General features: G+C 62.2%; 11 protein-coding genes and 1 pseudogene. 10 read left to right on the top strand and 2 right to left on the bottom strand.

The window, feature by feature from the left end:
* Positions 1-37: 37 nt before the first annotated feature.
* Positions 38-754: a hypothetical protein gene (locus tag M2427_RS08445; RefSeq protein WP_280705786.1), complete on the top strand. Its 717-nt coding sequence runs from the start codon at positions 38-40 to the stop codon at positions 752-754.
* A gap of 71 nt (positions 755-825) precedes the next feature.
* Positions 826-2,163, top strand: coding sequence for a hypothetical protein (locus tag M2427_RS08440; protein ID WP_280705785.1), 1,338 nt, complete (start codon positions 826-828; stop codon positions 2,161-2,163).
* Between the two features lie 123 nt (positions 2,164-2,286).
* Here the strand turns inward: M2427_RS08440 and M2427_RS08435 are convergent, their stop codons facing one another.
* Both M2427_RS08435 and M2427_RS08430 read right to left on the bottom strand, forming a co-directional pair.
* A complete protein-coding gene (locus M2427_RS08435; RefSeq protein ID WP_280705784.1) occupies positions 2,287-3,030 on the bottom strand; it encodes a 3-oxoacyl-ACP reductase family protein in 744 nt (247 codons plus the stop codon).
* A 47-nt stretch (positions 3,031-3,077) separates the two neighbouring features.
* The gene (locus tag M2427_RS08430) at positions 3,078-3,827 is read right to left on the bottom strand and encodes a glucose 1-dehydrogenase (protein ID WP_280705783.1); all 750 of its coding nucleotides are present in this window, start codon (positions 3,825-3,827) and stop codon (positions 3,078-3,080) included.
* Positions 3,828-4,030: 203 nt separating this feature from the next.
* Here M2427_RS08430 and M2427_RS08425 point away from each other — a divergent pair, with 203 nt between their 5' ends.
* From M2427_RS08425 to M2427_RS08390, 8 genes and pseudogenes are all read left to right on the top strand, one after another.
* Positions 4,031-5,695 (top strand): winged helix-turn-helix domain-containing protein, encoded by a 1,665-nt coding sequence (locus M2427_RS08425; RefSeq protein WP_280705782.1) that lies wholly within the window; start codon positions 4,031-4,033, stop codon positions 5,693-5,695.
* 90 nt (positions 5,696-5,785) lie between these two features.
* The gene (locus M2427_RS08420; RefSeq protein WP_280705781.1) at positions 5,786-6,952 is read left to right on the top strand and encodes a serine hydrolase domain-containing protein; all 1,167 of its coding nucleotides are present in this window, start codon (positions 5,786-5,788) and stop codon (positions 6,950-6,952) included.
* Positions 6,953-7,155: 203 nt separating this feature from the next.
* The gene (locus tag M2427_RS08415; protein WP_280705780.1) at positions 7,156-7,692 is read left to right on the top strand and encodes a TetR/AcrR family transcriptional regulator; all 537 of its coding nucleotides are present in this window, start codon (positions 7,156-7,158) and stop codon (positions 7,690-7,692) included.
* Between the two features lie 72 nt (positions 7,693-7,764).
* A pseudogene (locus M2427_RS08410) lies at positions 7,765-8,620 on the top strand (EamA family transporter).
* Positions 8,621-8,723: 103 nt separating this feature from the next.
* A complete protein-coding gene (locus M2427_RS08405; protein ID WP_280705779.1) occupies positions 8,724-9,656 on the top strand; it encodes a dihydrodipicolinate synthase family protein in 933 nt (310 codons plus the stop codon).
* 398 nt (positions 9,657-10,054) lie between these two features.
* Positions 10,055-10,780, top strand: coding sequence for an outer membrane beta-barrel protein (locus tag M2427_RS08400; RefSeq protein ID WP_280705778.1), 726 nt, complete (start codon positions 10,055-10,057; stop codon positions 10,778-10,780).
* A 471-nt stretch (positions 10,781-11,251) separates the two neighbouring features.
* Positions 11,252-14,749, top strand: a complete 3,498-nt coding sequence (gene dnaE, locus M2427_RS08395) for a DNA polymerase III subunit alpha (RefSeq protein ID WP_280705777.1) — start codon at positions 11,252-11,254, stop codon at positions 14,747-14,749.
* A 206-nt stretch (positions 14,750-14,955) separates the two neighbouring features.
* Positions 14,956-15,396 carry a DUF2846 domain-containing protein gene (locus M2427_RS08390; protein WP_280705776.1) on the top strand — a complete coding sequence of 147 codons (441 nt, stop codon included), beginning with the start codon at positions 14,956-14,958 and terminating at the stop codon, positions 15,394-15,396.
* Positions 15,397-15,437: the final 41 nt, after the last annotated feature.

Genomic DNA, 15,437 nt, shown 5'->3' with positions numbered 1-15,437 from the left:
CAGGGCGCACACATGACTAGTGGAAATCTCTGGTCGGATGGCGCAACAAGGCGTATTAAAAAGTTTTGCTACCTCAAATTGGCGTTCTGACGATCCAATCGGCGGGTTTTCGGCAATGAACGCGCAATCCTTTCACCGTTCGCGTCGTTATCGGCTGTTGTTGTTGCTCCTGATGATCATTCCGCTTCTGCCGGAATTGGTCATCATCGCAACAGGAACCAGCGCCGTAATCATGGGCTGGGATCAGAAGGGCTTGTGCACTTTTGCGTCAGAGCGTTTGTCGAACATCGTCGATCTTACACTAGGGGGCGCCGTAAGCTGGATTGTGGTCGCCGTTGGCAAGCGGTTCACATGGTTGGTTTTGTTCTACGTCGTTGTGTCCGCGTGGCTTTCTCTGTGTTTGATCCTGATTTGCCTCGGCTGGACGGCCAGATTGACGCGTCTCGTTCTAGGCTTCGCTGTCACCTGTGTCCTGGCAATCCTACCTTACTTCGGGCCCTGGCTGGCCTTGACGAGTTTTGCGGACAAGAATTGCCGGACAAATGAAGCGGGCGTCGGGACTTGCGTGATCTTTGGCGGCTATGTCGAGAACGCGCATGATACCGTCCGCATAGGGTGGCTTGCCTGGTACGGTATCCCGCTCGTATTCGGAATTTTCGGCATCTACGCGATTGTCGTCGGACTTTCGATGATCCCTCAGAAGCGAATGGCTTCCTCCGGTGCGCGATACTTCGATGGCAAAAATACCACCTAAGGTCGCAAAATAACTTGCCAACCGAGACGGGTTATGGCGCAATGCCGCAATATCTAACCTGGAGGCCGGCGATGTTTCCAGATTTTGCAAATTTCTTTTTTCGTATTTTTCTCGTTGCGGGCATATGCACACTGACTTTGCCAGAGCTTGCGGCTGCGCAATCGGTGCGTGATGCGCCTTGCGGTTTTGGGATCTCGGAAGACCAGGGCCGCCTAATCAGCGCAGAATACTCGGCGCCTTGCGCCCGCTATTACGCGCCTTACGCGATCATGGCTGCCGGCGCCTATGCTCCGGTTAGTGATTTTGAAAAAGAGCGTGCCCAGCGTCGATCCGGCGTTGAACTGGCGGTGAGTGGCCTGGGAACGCATGATGAGATTACGGACTATGCCAAGACGCTTATGCGCGGGTGGAGCTATCGATTTGGCAGCGAGGGCTACATCCAGTGCCTCCACGACAAGGACGCAAACTATCCGGTGGACGAGTCCTGCAAGGCTGCGCTACCAGGCAGATTGAGGCGCTTCATCGGCTCATATACGGGGCCTGCGTTCAACGTCTGGGCGCGCGAGAGGCGATCCACCAGATGCAGTGAAGTGAGCATTGTGTTTCGCGGCACCGAGAAGGCGGGTGATTTCCTCTCCAATTTTCGTCGTGCTACCGATTGGGCGGCTGATGAAGGTTATCATCAGCTACAGCGAAACGTCGACGCCATTATCGGTAGAATAACGAGCCTGCCCTGCTACAGGGGCGCAACAACACAAATCGTTTCCGTAGGGCATTCGCTAGGGGCCGGTTTGGCCGAATTTTCTGCGTTCGCCTCGCGGCGCGGTCCGCGCATTTCGAAGGTATTTGCCTTCAATCCGTCGCCGGAGTCGGGCTCCGCGCTCGTCGACAAAGCCACCTTGGACAGGAACCTTGGAAGGGGTGAAGGCGGCGCGCTGGAAGTCGATATTGTCTATCACCCCGGCGAGATTCTTGAACCGGTGCGCGAGTACGTCCAGCAGTTTCCGCTTCAGGAACGCTGCTTCCCGCTCGTGCGAACCGTCAGGTTCGACGTCAACAAAGGGCGCCAGCCTGGTGCTGAGCACCGCATCTGGGGGACAGGTTCCTTTGCCTATGGAATTGTCCGAACATCGAAGGAATGGGGGCAGCCGTTGTCGCTGCCGCCGGAAGTCGCCGACTGTCCAACGCGATATCGTCGCGGGCTAAATCCCCTGGTCGCCGCGGTTCCTGGGCAGATGATTGCCAGCGCCTCTTCCGCAAGGGTTGCCAGAAATGGGTCGTATGGGCTTCGGACTGTGAGTGCAGCGAATATTGATACGAACAACAGAGCAAGGATGCGCCAGGGGCGCGAAATCGGTGTCACGGCAATGTTGGATCGCAACTTCACAGCGCATGAGCCTGCGCGATGAATAGTGTATCCCTCTAGTTATCTTTCGCCGCTTCAGGCCAGGGACGGTCCCGCGCTGAATGGTGGTGCGCGCGGCTACTGGGTGGCCAGGACCTGAGTTGTCCCAGCCACCTCGAGCAATCAGTCAGGCGTTCGTGCCGCCATCCACCGTGAGGTTCGCGCCGGTGATGTAGGACGCCTCGGGGCTGGCGACGAAGACAGCCAGCGCCGCCACTTCCTCCACCTTGCCGTAACGGTTGAGCGCTGTGGCCGCCTTCTGCGGGGTCGCCCAGTCACCGGCAGCCGGATTGAGATCGGTATCGATCGGTCCGGGCTGGATGTTGTTGACGGTGATGCCGCGATCGCCGACCTCGCGCGAGAGCCCTTGCGTGAACATCCGGATCGCGGCTTTCGTCGCCGAGTACGGCACCAGTCCCGGCGTCATCATGCGCTCGCCAACACACGAGCCGATCGAGATGATGCGACCGCCATCGTTCATCTGCTTGAGCGCGGCCTGCGTGGCGATGAAGACGCCGCGGACGTTGAGGTTGATCACCTGGTCCAGCTCTTCCAGCGTAGTGTCCTCGAACTTCTTGGGGATCGCAGTGCCCGCATTGTTCACGAGAATGTCGAGCTTGCCGAGCGCGCTCACCGTTTTATCGACCGCCGCCTGAACGGCCTTGGGGTCGGTGGCATCCGCCTGGATTGCGATCGCCTTGCCGCCGGCGCCCTCGATCGCTTTGACGACAGAAGCCGCGGCATCCGAACCCTTGGCGTAGGTGATCGCTACCTTGGCGCCGCCAGCAGCGAGCCGCTTGGCGATCGCAGCGCCTATACCGCGGGATCCACCGGTGACGAGTGCGATCTTGCCTTCGAGTTTTGTCGACATGTTGATTTTTCCTTCGTGGGTTTGAGAAACGATAGCCGTCGCGTCGATCAGCTGGCGGTTTTGCCGCCGTTGGCGCTGATGATCTGGCCGGTGATGAACGAGGCCTTGTCGGACGCAAGGAAGACGATCGAGTCCGCGATCTCTTCGGGGCGGCCTGCTCGCCGAAGCGGAACGCCTGCGATCAATCCCGCTTTGCGGTCATCGGAGCCGGTGAAGCGATCGAGCATCGCCGTATCGACGGGGCCGGGCGCAACGGCGTTGACGCGCACGCCGAAAGCAGCAGCCTCGAGCGTGGCGGACTTGGTCAGCCCCTCGACCGCATGCTTGCTCGCCACGTAAAGTGACGCGTTCGGCGCGCCCCGGCTGCCCATGGTCGACGAGATGTTGACGATGCTGCCAAACGCCTGCGATCGCATCACGCGCAACTCATGTTTCATGCAAAGGAGCACGCCAAGCACGTTCGTGTCGAAGGTCGCTGCGTAGCTCTCCGGGGTCTGCTCGGTGATCGGACCAGGAGTACCCTCCGTGCCTGCATTGTTGACCGCGACGTCAAGACGACCGAACCGCGCGACCGTCTTGTCGACCATCGCCTGGACGTCATCTTCGTTGCGAATGTCTGCCTTGATGAACTCGGCTTCCGGACCGAACGTGCGAAGCTGCCGGACCAATTCCGAACCGGCTTCCTCGCGTCGCCCAGCCACGACCACGATCGCGCCTTCCTTTGCGAAGGCGACTGCGGCGGCGCGTCCGATGCCCGTCAGTCCCCCTGTGATCAACACGACCCAGCCAACCATCATCATGAACTCCTTGACGCGTTCGTGATCTGCCCGTCCTCGCTTCGAGGATTTTTTCGGGCGTTTCCGCAATCAGCGAGGATGAATTCATAGACGGTCGATAGCCAGACGTCCTGAAATCACGGCGAATTACTCCGAAACTGTTCTGAAATTCGAGCGATGCCCGCGGAGGCTGTCGTGCTTGCAAGCGTAACCGGCCGGGTGCAATGTCGTTGCAAGCCAAGCAATTCGTCCGTTTACCGGAGCAAGACGTGAATATTCGTCCTCAAGACGTCAAATCAGGCGGCCTGAGCGCTCCAGATCTGGTTCAGATTGCCGACTTTACCCTCGATCTTCGGCAGGAGGAGTTGCGCGACAGGACCGGCGCCCGTGTCGATTTGCGGCAGCGATCATTCGATGTGCTCCGGCATCTCGTGAAAAGCGCGGGAAGGGTCGTTTCCAAGGACGAGTTGCTGGCCGCCAATTGGCCGGGCCTCACCGTCACAGACGATTCTCTGACACAGTGCGTCTCCGATATTCGCCGCGTGCTCGGCGAGTCCGGCCGCGACCTCGTTCGTACCGTCGCCCGGCGCGGCTACATGATCGTGTTGCCGGAGCAGACCGTCCGGATTGCGCGGGACCTCTCGGCGGGGCCGACTGTCGCCGTCTGGCCCGTCGAGGCGAACGCCAGCGACGACACCAGTCATACGCTTGCCGATGGCTTGACGCAGCAGATCGTCGCGGCGCTCAGCCGCTTCGGCGAGTTGCGGGTCCTCACCCGAAACGTGGCCAAATCCTATAAGGACCGTTTTGAAAGCTCGGCTGACATCGGCCCGGCACTCGGCGTGGACTATCTGGTCGAGGGCAATCTGCGAAAAGACGGCGAGTTGACGCGCGTCGATATTCATCTGTCCGACACGCGGACCGGCGCGCAGGTTTGGAGCAAAACCTTCAGGGTCGACGTGAACCCGTCCAACCTGCTGGCCATTCAAGATGAGCTGTCAGGCCAGGCGAGCGCCATGATCGGCAGCTATTGGGGGGCCATTGGCGCTGCGGAATACAAACGCATCCAGAGCAAACCGAGCTCGGAACTGACACCATACGAGTGCATCGTCCAGGGCGTGATCGGGATTCCGACGGACGCAACGGTCCTCGAGCCCGTAGCAAAAGCGCGCGAGTGCCTGGAACGGCTCACCCGCGATCAGCCGCGAAACGCTGCTGCGTGGGCTGCTCTCGTTCTCGTATTCAACAGCCAGAGGACCTGGGGATTCCCCTCGTCGACGGGAGAGATCGGCAGCGTCGAGCAACGGCTTTATCTGGCCGACCTTGCGGTTGAAGCCGCAAACCGCGCCGTCGAAATTGCACCGCATGATGCGTTCGTGCGCGGACTCGTTGCCCGAGCCGCCTGGATGGCTTGCCAACCCGATTTGCTTCGCATCGAGACGGCGCGAGCGATCGAGCTCAACCCCAATGATCCGCAGAATCTCGGGCCGCTCGGCAATCTCATGGCTTATGCGGGTTTCTGGGACGAGGGTGTGGCGCTCGCTGAAAGGGGCATCGCTCTGACGGGGCCTAGCACCCCCCGGTGGTGGTGGTGGGCGCTCGCGAAACGGGCGTTTGCGTATGGAGACTATGCAAAGGCGTTCGACGCGTTCCGTCAATCCTATGTCGAGCAACTCTGGATCAGCCATCTGCACATGGCCTACACCTTGCCGTTTCTCGACCGGACGGACGAGGCTGCGGCTCACGTCGCGACGTTGCTGAGACTGAAGCCTGGCTTCACGTTACGCGAGGCGGACGCTTACTATAAAATGTGGTGCTTCGCACCATCGTATCGCGAGAAGATGTGCGACGCACTGCGCCGCGCCGGGCTGTCAAACGGGGAGGCGTGACCCCGGAGGTCAACTTCCGCTGCTGGCCCAACGAGCACACAGGCCAAGCACGAAGGCACGGCAATAGAAAACCAGTCAAGAGAGAGCCGGATGAGACGTCGGCAATTCATGTCGCTGCTTGGCGGGGCGGCTCTGACGCCGATCGCGGCGACGCCGGTCTCTGCTGGCCCTCAGGCCAATTGTGCTGGCCCAGTGAAGCGTGAGGACGGCTGGTCCGTTGCGTCTGCCAGCGGAGACAACGATATCAACCACGCCGCGCTGTGCGGGATGGCAGATCGGCTCGAAAGCTCGGGCGCCAACATTCATGCCGTACTGGTCGCCCGTCACGGTCGACTGGCGTTTGAGCGGTACTTCAAAGGATCTGATGAGGTCCCCAGTCGCTTCTTCGGCGTCCGGGTCAGGGACGTCAGCTTCGACGCCGATACACTGCACAATCTGAAATCGTGCTCGAAGAGCGTCGCGTCGCTGGTCATCGGGATCGCGATCGACCAGGGCCTCATCCGAAGCATCGACGAGCCGGTCTTCAACTTCTTTCCCGAATTGTCCGACCTGCGGTCCCCGGACAGGGATCGCATCCTGCTCTCACATGTGCTCACGATGTCGATGGGCCTGAAGTGGGTGGAGGCGACGCCAGCGACAGGCGATGACAACGACGAGGTACGCATGCACATGGCGCAGGATGCCTGTCGCTATGTCCTCGGCCTTCCCGTGACTGCACCGGCCGGGCAGGAGTTCTTCTACAACACCGGCGCCCTTGCGCTGCTCTCGGCGATCGTGCGCAAGGCCACCGGCCGCCCGCTCGATGAATTCGCGCGAAAGGTGCTGTTCGATCCGTTAGGCATCACCGACTTCGAGTGGAGCAGGTTCAAAGGCGACAGCGATGCCGGCGGTGGATTGCGGCTGCGGCCGCGCGACATGACGAAAATCGGCCAGCTCGTCCTCGCAGGTGGTCGCGGGAACGATCGGCAAATCGTATCCAAGGCATGGATCGAGGCGTCGACCACCATGAAGCTCAAGGCGACCGACGGTCAGTCCTATGGATATTTGTGGTGGCTGCGGAGCACCCGGCTCAATGGGCGTGTCGTCCAATCGATCGCCGCGCAGGGTCGAGGCGGCCAGTCGATCCGGATCGTCCCGGAGCTCGATCTCGTCGTCGCGGTGACCGCGGGATATTATCAGGACTATAGCCCTGAGGCTTTCAAATTGCAGTTCGGCGTGTTCAGGGACGTGTTGCAGGCGATCGCGCCTCCGGTCTGAATGCGAAGCATGTAGCACACAGCTGCCTGATCCGCTCGCGACGGCAGAGTTTGCTCGAGTCCTGAATTCCTGCGAGGCGAGGGGGCTCTTGCCATTTTAAGACCGTTTGGTCTATATATCTGCCTATGCGCCACCCAACCCCCGTGCCATCGTCCCGTGGCCGCCCCCGGACGTTCGACACCGAAGCTGTTGTCGAACGCGCGATGAATGTGTTCTGGACGCGCGGCTATCACGCTACGGCGCTCCCGGACCTTCTCCGTGCCACCAAGCTCTCGCGCGGCAGCCTTTATGCCGCCTTTGGCGACAAGCACTCGCTCTTCCTGCGTGCGCTTGATCGCTACATTGCCGATGCCCTCGCCCGGATGGACGTCGAATTCGCTCCCGATAGAGAGCCCATCGACGGCTTGCGGGCCTACTTCGCCGGCTATGTCGAGCGCAACAGCGGCGCCAATGGTCGGCGCGGATGCCTGCTGGTCGCCACGGCCATGGAGCTGGCTGGCCGCGATGCCGACGTCGATCGTCGCATCGGGAGCTTTTTCAAAGCCATGGAGGGGAGGGTGACCGGTGCCCTGTCCCGTGCGAAGGCGGCGGGCAAGTTGGCCGATGGCGTCGAGCCTTCGAGTGCCGCCCGGATTATCATCTGTTTCGTCGAGGGCATGCGTGTGGTCGGGAAGACGGCGCCGACACGGATCATCTCGCAAGCCACCGTCGACGCTCTGCTCGACCGCTTCATCAGGTAGACAAAAACCATGGACGTTCCCACTATTCGCGCGCCTATATCTGGACCGAATGGTCTTGAAAAGAACGACGTCATGTCTGCGGTCCAGATCGTCTGCGCCGTGACCGTTCCCTTGCTTTGGGGTTATCAGTTCGTGGTCATCAAGGTCGGCGTGACCGAGTTTCCGCCGCTCTTCTTCCTCGCGCTGCGCTTCCTCGTCATCGCGCTGCTGCTCGTTCCGTTCGTCAAAAGGCCGACACGGCAACAGATCGGTCCTGTCGCAGCCATTTCGCTGTTCCTCGGCGGGCTGAATTTCGGGCTGTTCTACGTTGGCCTTGGTCTCGGCTCGGGAAGCCTGTCGGCCGTCGCATATCAGCTCGCCCCGCCGTTCACCGTCCTGTTGGCGTGGCCGCTGCTCGCAGAGCGGCCCTCTCTCGTCACGTCTGCCGGAGTGGTGCTGGCATTCGCCGGCGTGATCGTGCTGGCCGCGGGGCCCGGTCTGTCGGCAAACGCGCTACCGCTGCTGCTCGTGGTCGGAGCCGCGTTCGCATTCGCGGTGTCCAACGTCCTGACCAAGCGCCATGGCCCTTTTGATCCCCTGATGCTGATGGGGTGGTCGTCGCTGCTCACGGTGCCGCAGGTTCTCCTGATGTCGCTGCTCATTGAACATGGGCAGCTCGCGAGCCTGGTCGCCGCGGATGAACGTGGTTGGCTGGCGCTCGCCTACACGATCTTCATCGGAGGGATTGTCGGGTTCGGCCTCTGGTTCTGGCTGATCGGGCGTTGCTCGATGGGCCGCGTCGCGCCATACGGCCTGCTGCTGCCGGTGTTCGCGTTGATGTCGAGCGTGCTGTTCCTCGGCGAACATATGACGCCGAAGCTGCTCGTCGGCGGGCTGCTCGCGATATCAGGTGTTGCTAACGCAGCTGCGACCGGCGGCTCGTTCGTGAGCATGGACAGGGGGCCGGACGGTGTCCGCCGAACCGCTTTGCGAAACGACGAAGTTTCGGGGTAGGTTCGGTGGCCACATCAGCCATTGTCTGGAGCCTGCCTGTGACCATCGCTCTCAAGGGCATCATTCCGGTGATGCTGACGCCGTTCACCGAAGCGAACACGATCGACTATGCCGGCCTCGAAAGGCTGATTGAATGGTACATTGCTAACGGTGCCGACGCGTTGTTCGCGGTCGCTCAGTCGAGCGAGATGCAGTTCCTGACGCTGGACGAGCGTGTCGCGTTGGCACGGTTCGTTGCCAGAACCGCGGCCGGCCGGCTTCCTGTCATTGCATCCGGCCATATCAGCGCCTCCAGGGAGGACCAGCTGATCGAGCTGTCCACGATTGCGAGGACAGGCGTCGACGGATTGGTGCTGGTGACCAATCGGCTTGCGCCGGTCGATCAGACCGGGACTGATTTCACCGACAATCTGACCTGGCTGCTCGACAGATTGCCGAAGGAGATGACGCTCGGTCTGTACGAGTGTCCGGCGCCGTTCCGCCGGCTTCTCACTGACGATGAATTGAAGTTCTGTGCCGACAGCGGCCGCTTTGCTGTCCTCAAGGACGTGTCATGCGACCTCGCGACGGTGCAGCGCCGGGTCAAGCTGACCAGCGGCTCGCCGCTGACCATCGTCAATGCCAATGCCGCGATCGCTTTCGACGCGATGAAGTCGGGCGCGCCCGGCTTCACCGGCGTGTTCACGAACTTTCACCCCGATCTCTACAAATGGCTGCTGACGCAGCACGCGAAGCACCCGGCGCTGGCCAACGAGCTTTCGGTCTATCTGGCGCTCGCCGCGATGGCCGAGCCCATGGGCTATCCGAAGCTGGCCAAGCTCTATCACCAGCGGCTCGGCACCTTTTCCTTCATCGGGAGCCGGGCGGTCGATTTCGATATCAGAGAGCGGTTCTGGGCGCTCGATGCGCTGATCGACAAGATCGTCGAGGGACAGCAATCATTCCGCGCGAAGATCGCGGCGGCGCGCTGAGCGGAACATCGACCGTTCTGTTTTTGCGGCAAATACGGGTTCACGACGGAGCTCGCGCTGCGTGCGCGGCGAACGTCAAAGCAAATGTGGCGAACGCGAGCGACAATGTGGCGACAATGCGGAAGCGAAACGTTTTGCGCGTTCTTCGATTCTTTGATCACACAATTGTGCATGTGACGACTTTGCGCACGTTTGCAATGCAATTGGTACCAACGACGTTGGAACTGCGGAAAAGTCTTGTTTCAAAGGGTTTCGGCGCACGCGCTGCTAAACTTTCATTAATGCAGTGCGGGCCTTTGGAGCGAACTGTTGCGTCGAGGTTACAGCAATTCCGTCGATCGCTGTTATGACGTCGCCACGGCCCGGGGGCCTAATGACGAAACTGGAACGGGATTCAAATGAACAAGAATTTGTTGCTCGCTGCTGTGAGCCTCGTCGCGATCAGCGCGACTGCGCCGGCGCTGGCTGCTGACCTCGCTGCGCGTCCTTACACCAAGGCGCCTGCGATGATCGCCACGGTCTATGACTGGAGCGGCTTCTACATCGGTATCAACGGCGGCGGCGCTTCGGCTCATACGAGCTGGGATCAGACCGCTCCGCTGGTTGGCGGCGAAGGTTCCCACAACGCCACGGGCGGCACGGTCGGTGGCCAGGTCGGCTATCGCGTGCAGTCCGGCCAGTGGGTGTTCGGCCTCGAAGGCCAGGGCAACTGGGCTGACTTCACCGGCGACAACACCAGCGCGCTGCTCGCTCAGCGCAACCGCACCAAGATCGACTCGTTCGGTCTGATCACCGGTCAGGTTGGTTACGCCTGGAACAACGTGCTCGTCTACGCCAAGGGCGGTGCGGCCGTCGTCGGCGTCAAGAACGAAGTGTTCAGCACGGCGACCGGCGCTTCGCTCGGCTCGAACAGCGACACCCGCTGGGGCGGCACGGTTGGCGCCGGCCTCGAGTACGGTTTTGCGCCGAACTGGTCGGTGGGTGTGGAGTACAACCACATCTTCCTGGCCGACAAGGACGTCACCTTCACTGGCCTGAAGACCGATCGCATCAAGCAGGACGTCGACATGGGTCTCGTCCGCCTGAACTACAAGTTCGGCGGCCCGATCATCGCCAAGTACTGAGAATAGTCGCTCTGCAAAGGGCTGATGTCGAAAGCCCCGGCCTTGCGCCGGGGCTTTTTTCTTGCGTGAATTCAGCGAGTTAACCATTTCATTTTGAAGCGGCTGAGTTCGCTTGACTCTCGGGAACGAAATGAGAACAATGTTCTGCATACGTTCTGGTAATGGAGCAAGCCATGTTCAGGATTTTCGTGGAAGAAGCCGCTGCACTGACGTCGATCGCGCTGTTCGTCGGGATGATCGCGATCTGGGCCCAGGTCATACCGCAGCTCTGATTGGCCCCGCGCCCTTGCTAGCCCACTTCTTGCGAGCCCAGTTGGGGAAAAGCGGGATGAGGCGGCGGATCGGCAGCTCCAGCGTGGACTCTGGCGCTCCGAGCCCCCACCATTGTCAGGCGAGTCGCCCAAGCGAGTGCATGACGCTCCCTGTGCCGGCGACCGCGCCAACTCACCTGCAAGAGGCCGTCACGCGACCATGCCGAGCGCCGGATTTGTCCACCTTCACGTTCACTCGGCCTATTCGCTGCTCAAGGGCTCGATCAAGATCGCCAAGCTCGGCGAGCTTGCGAAGAAGGACCACCAGCCCGCGCTGGCGCTGACCGACACCGACAATCTGTTCGGTGCGCTGGAATTTTCCGACAAGATGGCGGGGTACGGCATCCAGCCGATCGTCGGCCTGGAACTCGCGATCGATTTCGGTGACCAGGATCCCAACGCGCGCAACGCGCTGCCGCCCTCGCGCGTGGTGCTGCTGGCCGCGCAGGAGCGCGGCTATCGCAGCCTGATGCGGTTGAATTCGCGCGCGTTCCTCGAATCGCCCGATAGCCACGCGCCATTCATCAAGTTCGACTGGTTCGACGGTGAGACCGAAGGCCTGATCGCACTGACGGGCGGTCCTGACGGCCCGATCGCGCTCGCGCTTGCGAGCGGCCAGACCGAGATTGCGGCCGCGCGCTGCGAGCGTCTCGCCGGCCTGTTCGGCGACCGCCTCTATGTCGAGATACAGCGCCACAACATCGACAAGGAACGGCGCATCGAGAGCTCCCTGATCGACATCGCCTACGCAAAAGGCCTGCCGCTGGTTGCGACCAACGAGCCGTATTTCGCGTCGACGGATGACTACGAGGCACATGATGCGCTGCTCTGCATCGCCGGCGGCCGGCTGATCGCCGAGACCGAGCGCGAGCAGCTCACGCCCGATCACCGCTTCAAGACCCGCGCCGAGATGGCGGTGCTGTTCGCCGACATTCCGGAAGCGCTGGCCTCGACGGTGGAGATCGCCGAGCGCTGTTCGTTCCGCCCGATGACGCGCAAGCCGATCCTGCCGTTCTTCACGGTCGGCGCTGCCGGTAGCTCCGATGCGGCCGCCGTCGAGGCGGCCGAATTGAAGCGTCAGGCGGAGGAGGGGCTCGCCAATCGCCTGCGCGTCCACGGTCTGTCGCAAGGCACGACGGAGGAAGACTACAACAAGCGCCTGGCGTTCGAGCTCGACGTCATCATGCGCATGAAATACGCCGGCTACTTTCTGATCGTGTCCGACTTCATCAAATGGGCGAAGGGCCAGGGCATTCCGGTCGGGCCGGGCCGTGGCTCCGGCGCAGGCTCGCTGGTGGCGTGGGCGCTGACCATCACCGACCTCGATCCGATCAAGTTTGGCCTGCTGTTCGAGCGCTTCCTCAATCCCGAGCGCGTCTCGATGCCGGACTTCGACATCGACTTCTGCCAGGACCGCCGCGGCGAGGTGATCCAGTACGTCCAGCAGCGCTATGGCCGCGACCAGGTCGCGCAGATCATCACCTTCGGTACGCTGCAGGCACGCGGCGTGCTGCGCGACGTCGGCCGCGTCTTGCAGATGCCTTACGGCCAGGTCGACAAGCTGACGAAACTCGTGCCGCAGAATCCGGCCGCGCCGGTGACGCTGGCGGCCGCGATCGAGAGCGAGCCGAAGCTGCAGGCGTTCCGCGATGAAGACCCTGTCGTGGCGCGCGCCTTCGACATCGCCCAGCGCCTCGAAGGCCTGACGCGGCACGCCTCGACCCACGCGGCCGGCATCGTGATCGGCGATCGCCCGCTGAGCGAGCTCGTGCCGCTCTACCGCGATCCGAAATCCGACATGCCGGTGACCCAGTTCAACATGAAATGGGTCGAGCCGGCCGGCCTCGTGAAGTTCGACTTCCTCGGCCTGAAGACGCTGACCGTGCTCGATGTCGCGTGCAAGCTGCTCAAGCCGCGCGATATCCATGTCGATCTCGCGACGCTGCCGATCGACGATGCCGATAGCTACCAGATGCTGGCGCGCGGCGAGGTGGTCGGCGTGTTCCAGGTTGAAAGCCAGGGCATGCGGCGCGCGCTGGTCGACATGCGGCCGGACCGTTTCGAGGACATCATCGCGCTGGTCGCGCTGTATCGCCCGGGTCCGATGGCGAACATCCCGACCTATTGCGCGCGCAAGCATGGCGACGAGGAGCCGGAATATCTGCATCCCGTGCTCGAGCCGATCCTGAAGGAGACGTTCGGCGTCATTATCTACCAGGAACAGGTGATGCAGATCGCGCAGGTGATGTCGGGCTATTCGCTCGGCGACGCCGACCTGTTGCGCCGCGCCATGGGCAAGAAGATCCGCGCCGAGATGGACAAGCAGCGCGACATCTTTGTCGCGGGCGCGGTGAGGAACGGCGTGCCGAAGGGGCAGGCCGAGACCATCTTCGAGCTCTTGGCGAAATTCGCCGACTACGGCTTCAACAAGAGCCACGCGGCCGCTTATGCGCTGGTGTCCTACCACACCGCCTACATGAAGGCGCATTATCCGGTGGAGTTCATCGCGGCGTCGATGACGCTCGATCTCAACAACACGGACAAGCTTTCGGAATTCCGCTCCGAGGCGCAGCGCCTCGGCATCAAGGTCGAGCCGCCGAACATCAATCGCTCCGGCGCGACCTTCGAGGTCGGCGACAAGGTCATCTACTACGCACTCGCCGCGCTGAAGGGCGTCGGCATCCAGGCGATCGACCAGATCATCGAGGAACGGACCAAGCGGGGATTGTTCACCTCGCTCGCCGACTTCGCCGCGCGCGTCAATCCGCGTGCGATCAACAAGCGCATCATCGAAAGTCTCGCCGCTGCCGGCGCCTTCGACACGCTGGAGCCCAATCGCGCGCGCGTCTTCGCGGGTGCAGATTCGATTCTGGCCGCCTGCCAGCGCGCCCATCAGGCCGAGACCATCGGCCAGAACGACATGTTCGGCATGTCGGCGGACGCGCCGACGATCATGCTGCCGCAGATCGAGCCGTGGCTGCCGGCCGAAAAGCTCCGCCGCGAATACGACGCTGTCGGATTCTTCCTCTCGGGCCATCCGCTCGACGACTACGCGACCGTCTTGAAGCGACTGCGGGTGCAGTCATGGGCCGAGTTCTCGCGCGCGGTGAAGACGGGTGCGACTGCCGGCAAGGTCGCGGCGACGGTGGTGTCGCGCATGGAGCGGCGCACCAAGACAGGCAACAAGATGGGCATCATGGGCCTGTCCGATCCCACCGGTCATTTTGAAGCCGTGCTGTTCTCCGAAGGCCTTGCGCAATATCGCGACGTGCTGGAGCCGGGCGCGGCGGTGCTGCTTCAACTCGGTGCGGAACTGCAGGGCGAAGACGTCCGTGCTCGCGTGCTGCACGCCGAGCCGCTCGATGATGCCGCCGCCAAGACGCAGAAGGGCCTGCGCATCTTCGTGCGCGATACCAAGCCGCTCGACTCGATCGCCAGACGTCTGGCCGGGCCGGAAGCCGCCGGCAGCACCGCGCCGAAGATCGGCAGCCCCGGTATCGCGCCGCGCTCCAACGGCGACGGCGAGGTCTCGCTGGTGATGATGCTCGACCTCGAGACCGAGGTCGAGATGAAGCTGCCCGGCCGCTTCAAGGTCTCTCCGCAGATCGCCGGCGCGATCAAGGCGGTGGCCGGGGTGGTGGACGTACAGCAGATCTAGCTGCGTTTACCTGATGTCACGGCCGGCCGCGTGATTTGCAAAGTTGTCAAATAGGCCCGGTTGCAACCTTTCGCTGTTTCTGGCTAGCATGCCCTCGGGGAATTGGCTGGGGTTGGGCGATGCTGCGATCGGGCGTGTTGTTGTTGGCCGTTGGTGCCATGTTGACGGGTTGTGTCAGTGATCAGGTCGGAACCGACTTTGCGTCCGTGTCGCGGAAGGTCGGGCCTCCACGCGCCGGGCAGGCGCGCGTCGTTTTCTTGCAGGACAAGCGCGAGGGCCTCAGCATGGCAGTCTGCGGCTGCGAGGTGAAGCTCGATGGCGCATCGCTCGGGACGGTCGTCGCCGGAAAATACGCCTATGCCGATCGTCCCGCCGGTCGCCATGACGTGCTGGTGACCGAAGCGCTTTTCCCAGGTGACACCAAACGCGAGATCGTGATGGAGGCGGGCCGGACATATTTCTACCTCATCAAGAGCAGCGCCAGGCATGACGCTGCGACGGGCGGAGCGATCCTCGGCGGGCTGGCCGGGCTGGCAGTCGTTTCCGTCGCGACGGCGGGAGAGGCGAATCCCGGGCCGGGCGAGCTGGTCGCACTGGACGAAGCGACGGCGCGAACGAAGCTCGCCGAGCTGCAAGCCGTCAACTAGGGTGGATGCTGCGGCACGGTTGCCGTGGACCCGCGGCAACG

The organism is Bradyrhizobium sp. BR13661, from assembly GCF_029892425.1.
In the GTDB taxonomy this organism is placed as follows: Bacteria; Pseudomonadota; Alphaproteobacteria; order Rhizobiales; family Xanthobacteraceae; genus Bradyrhizobium.
Note: the sequence above shows the minus strand (reverse complement) of the source record. Positions and strands in the feature narration are given on the sequence as shown.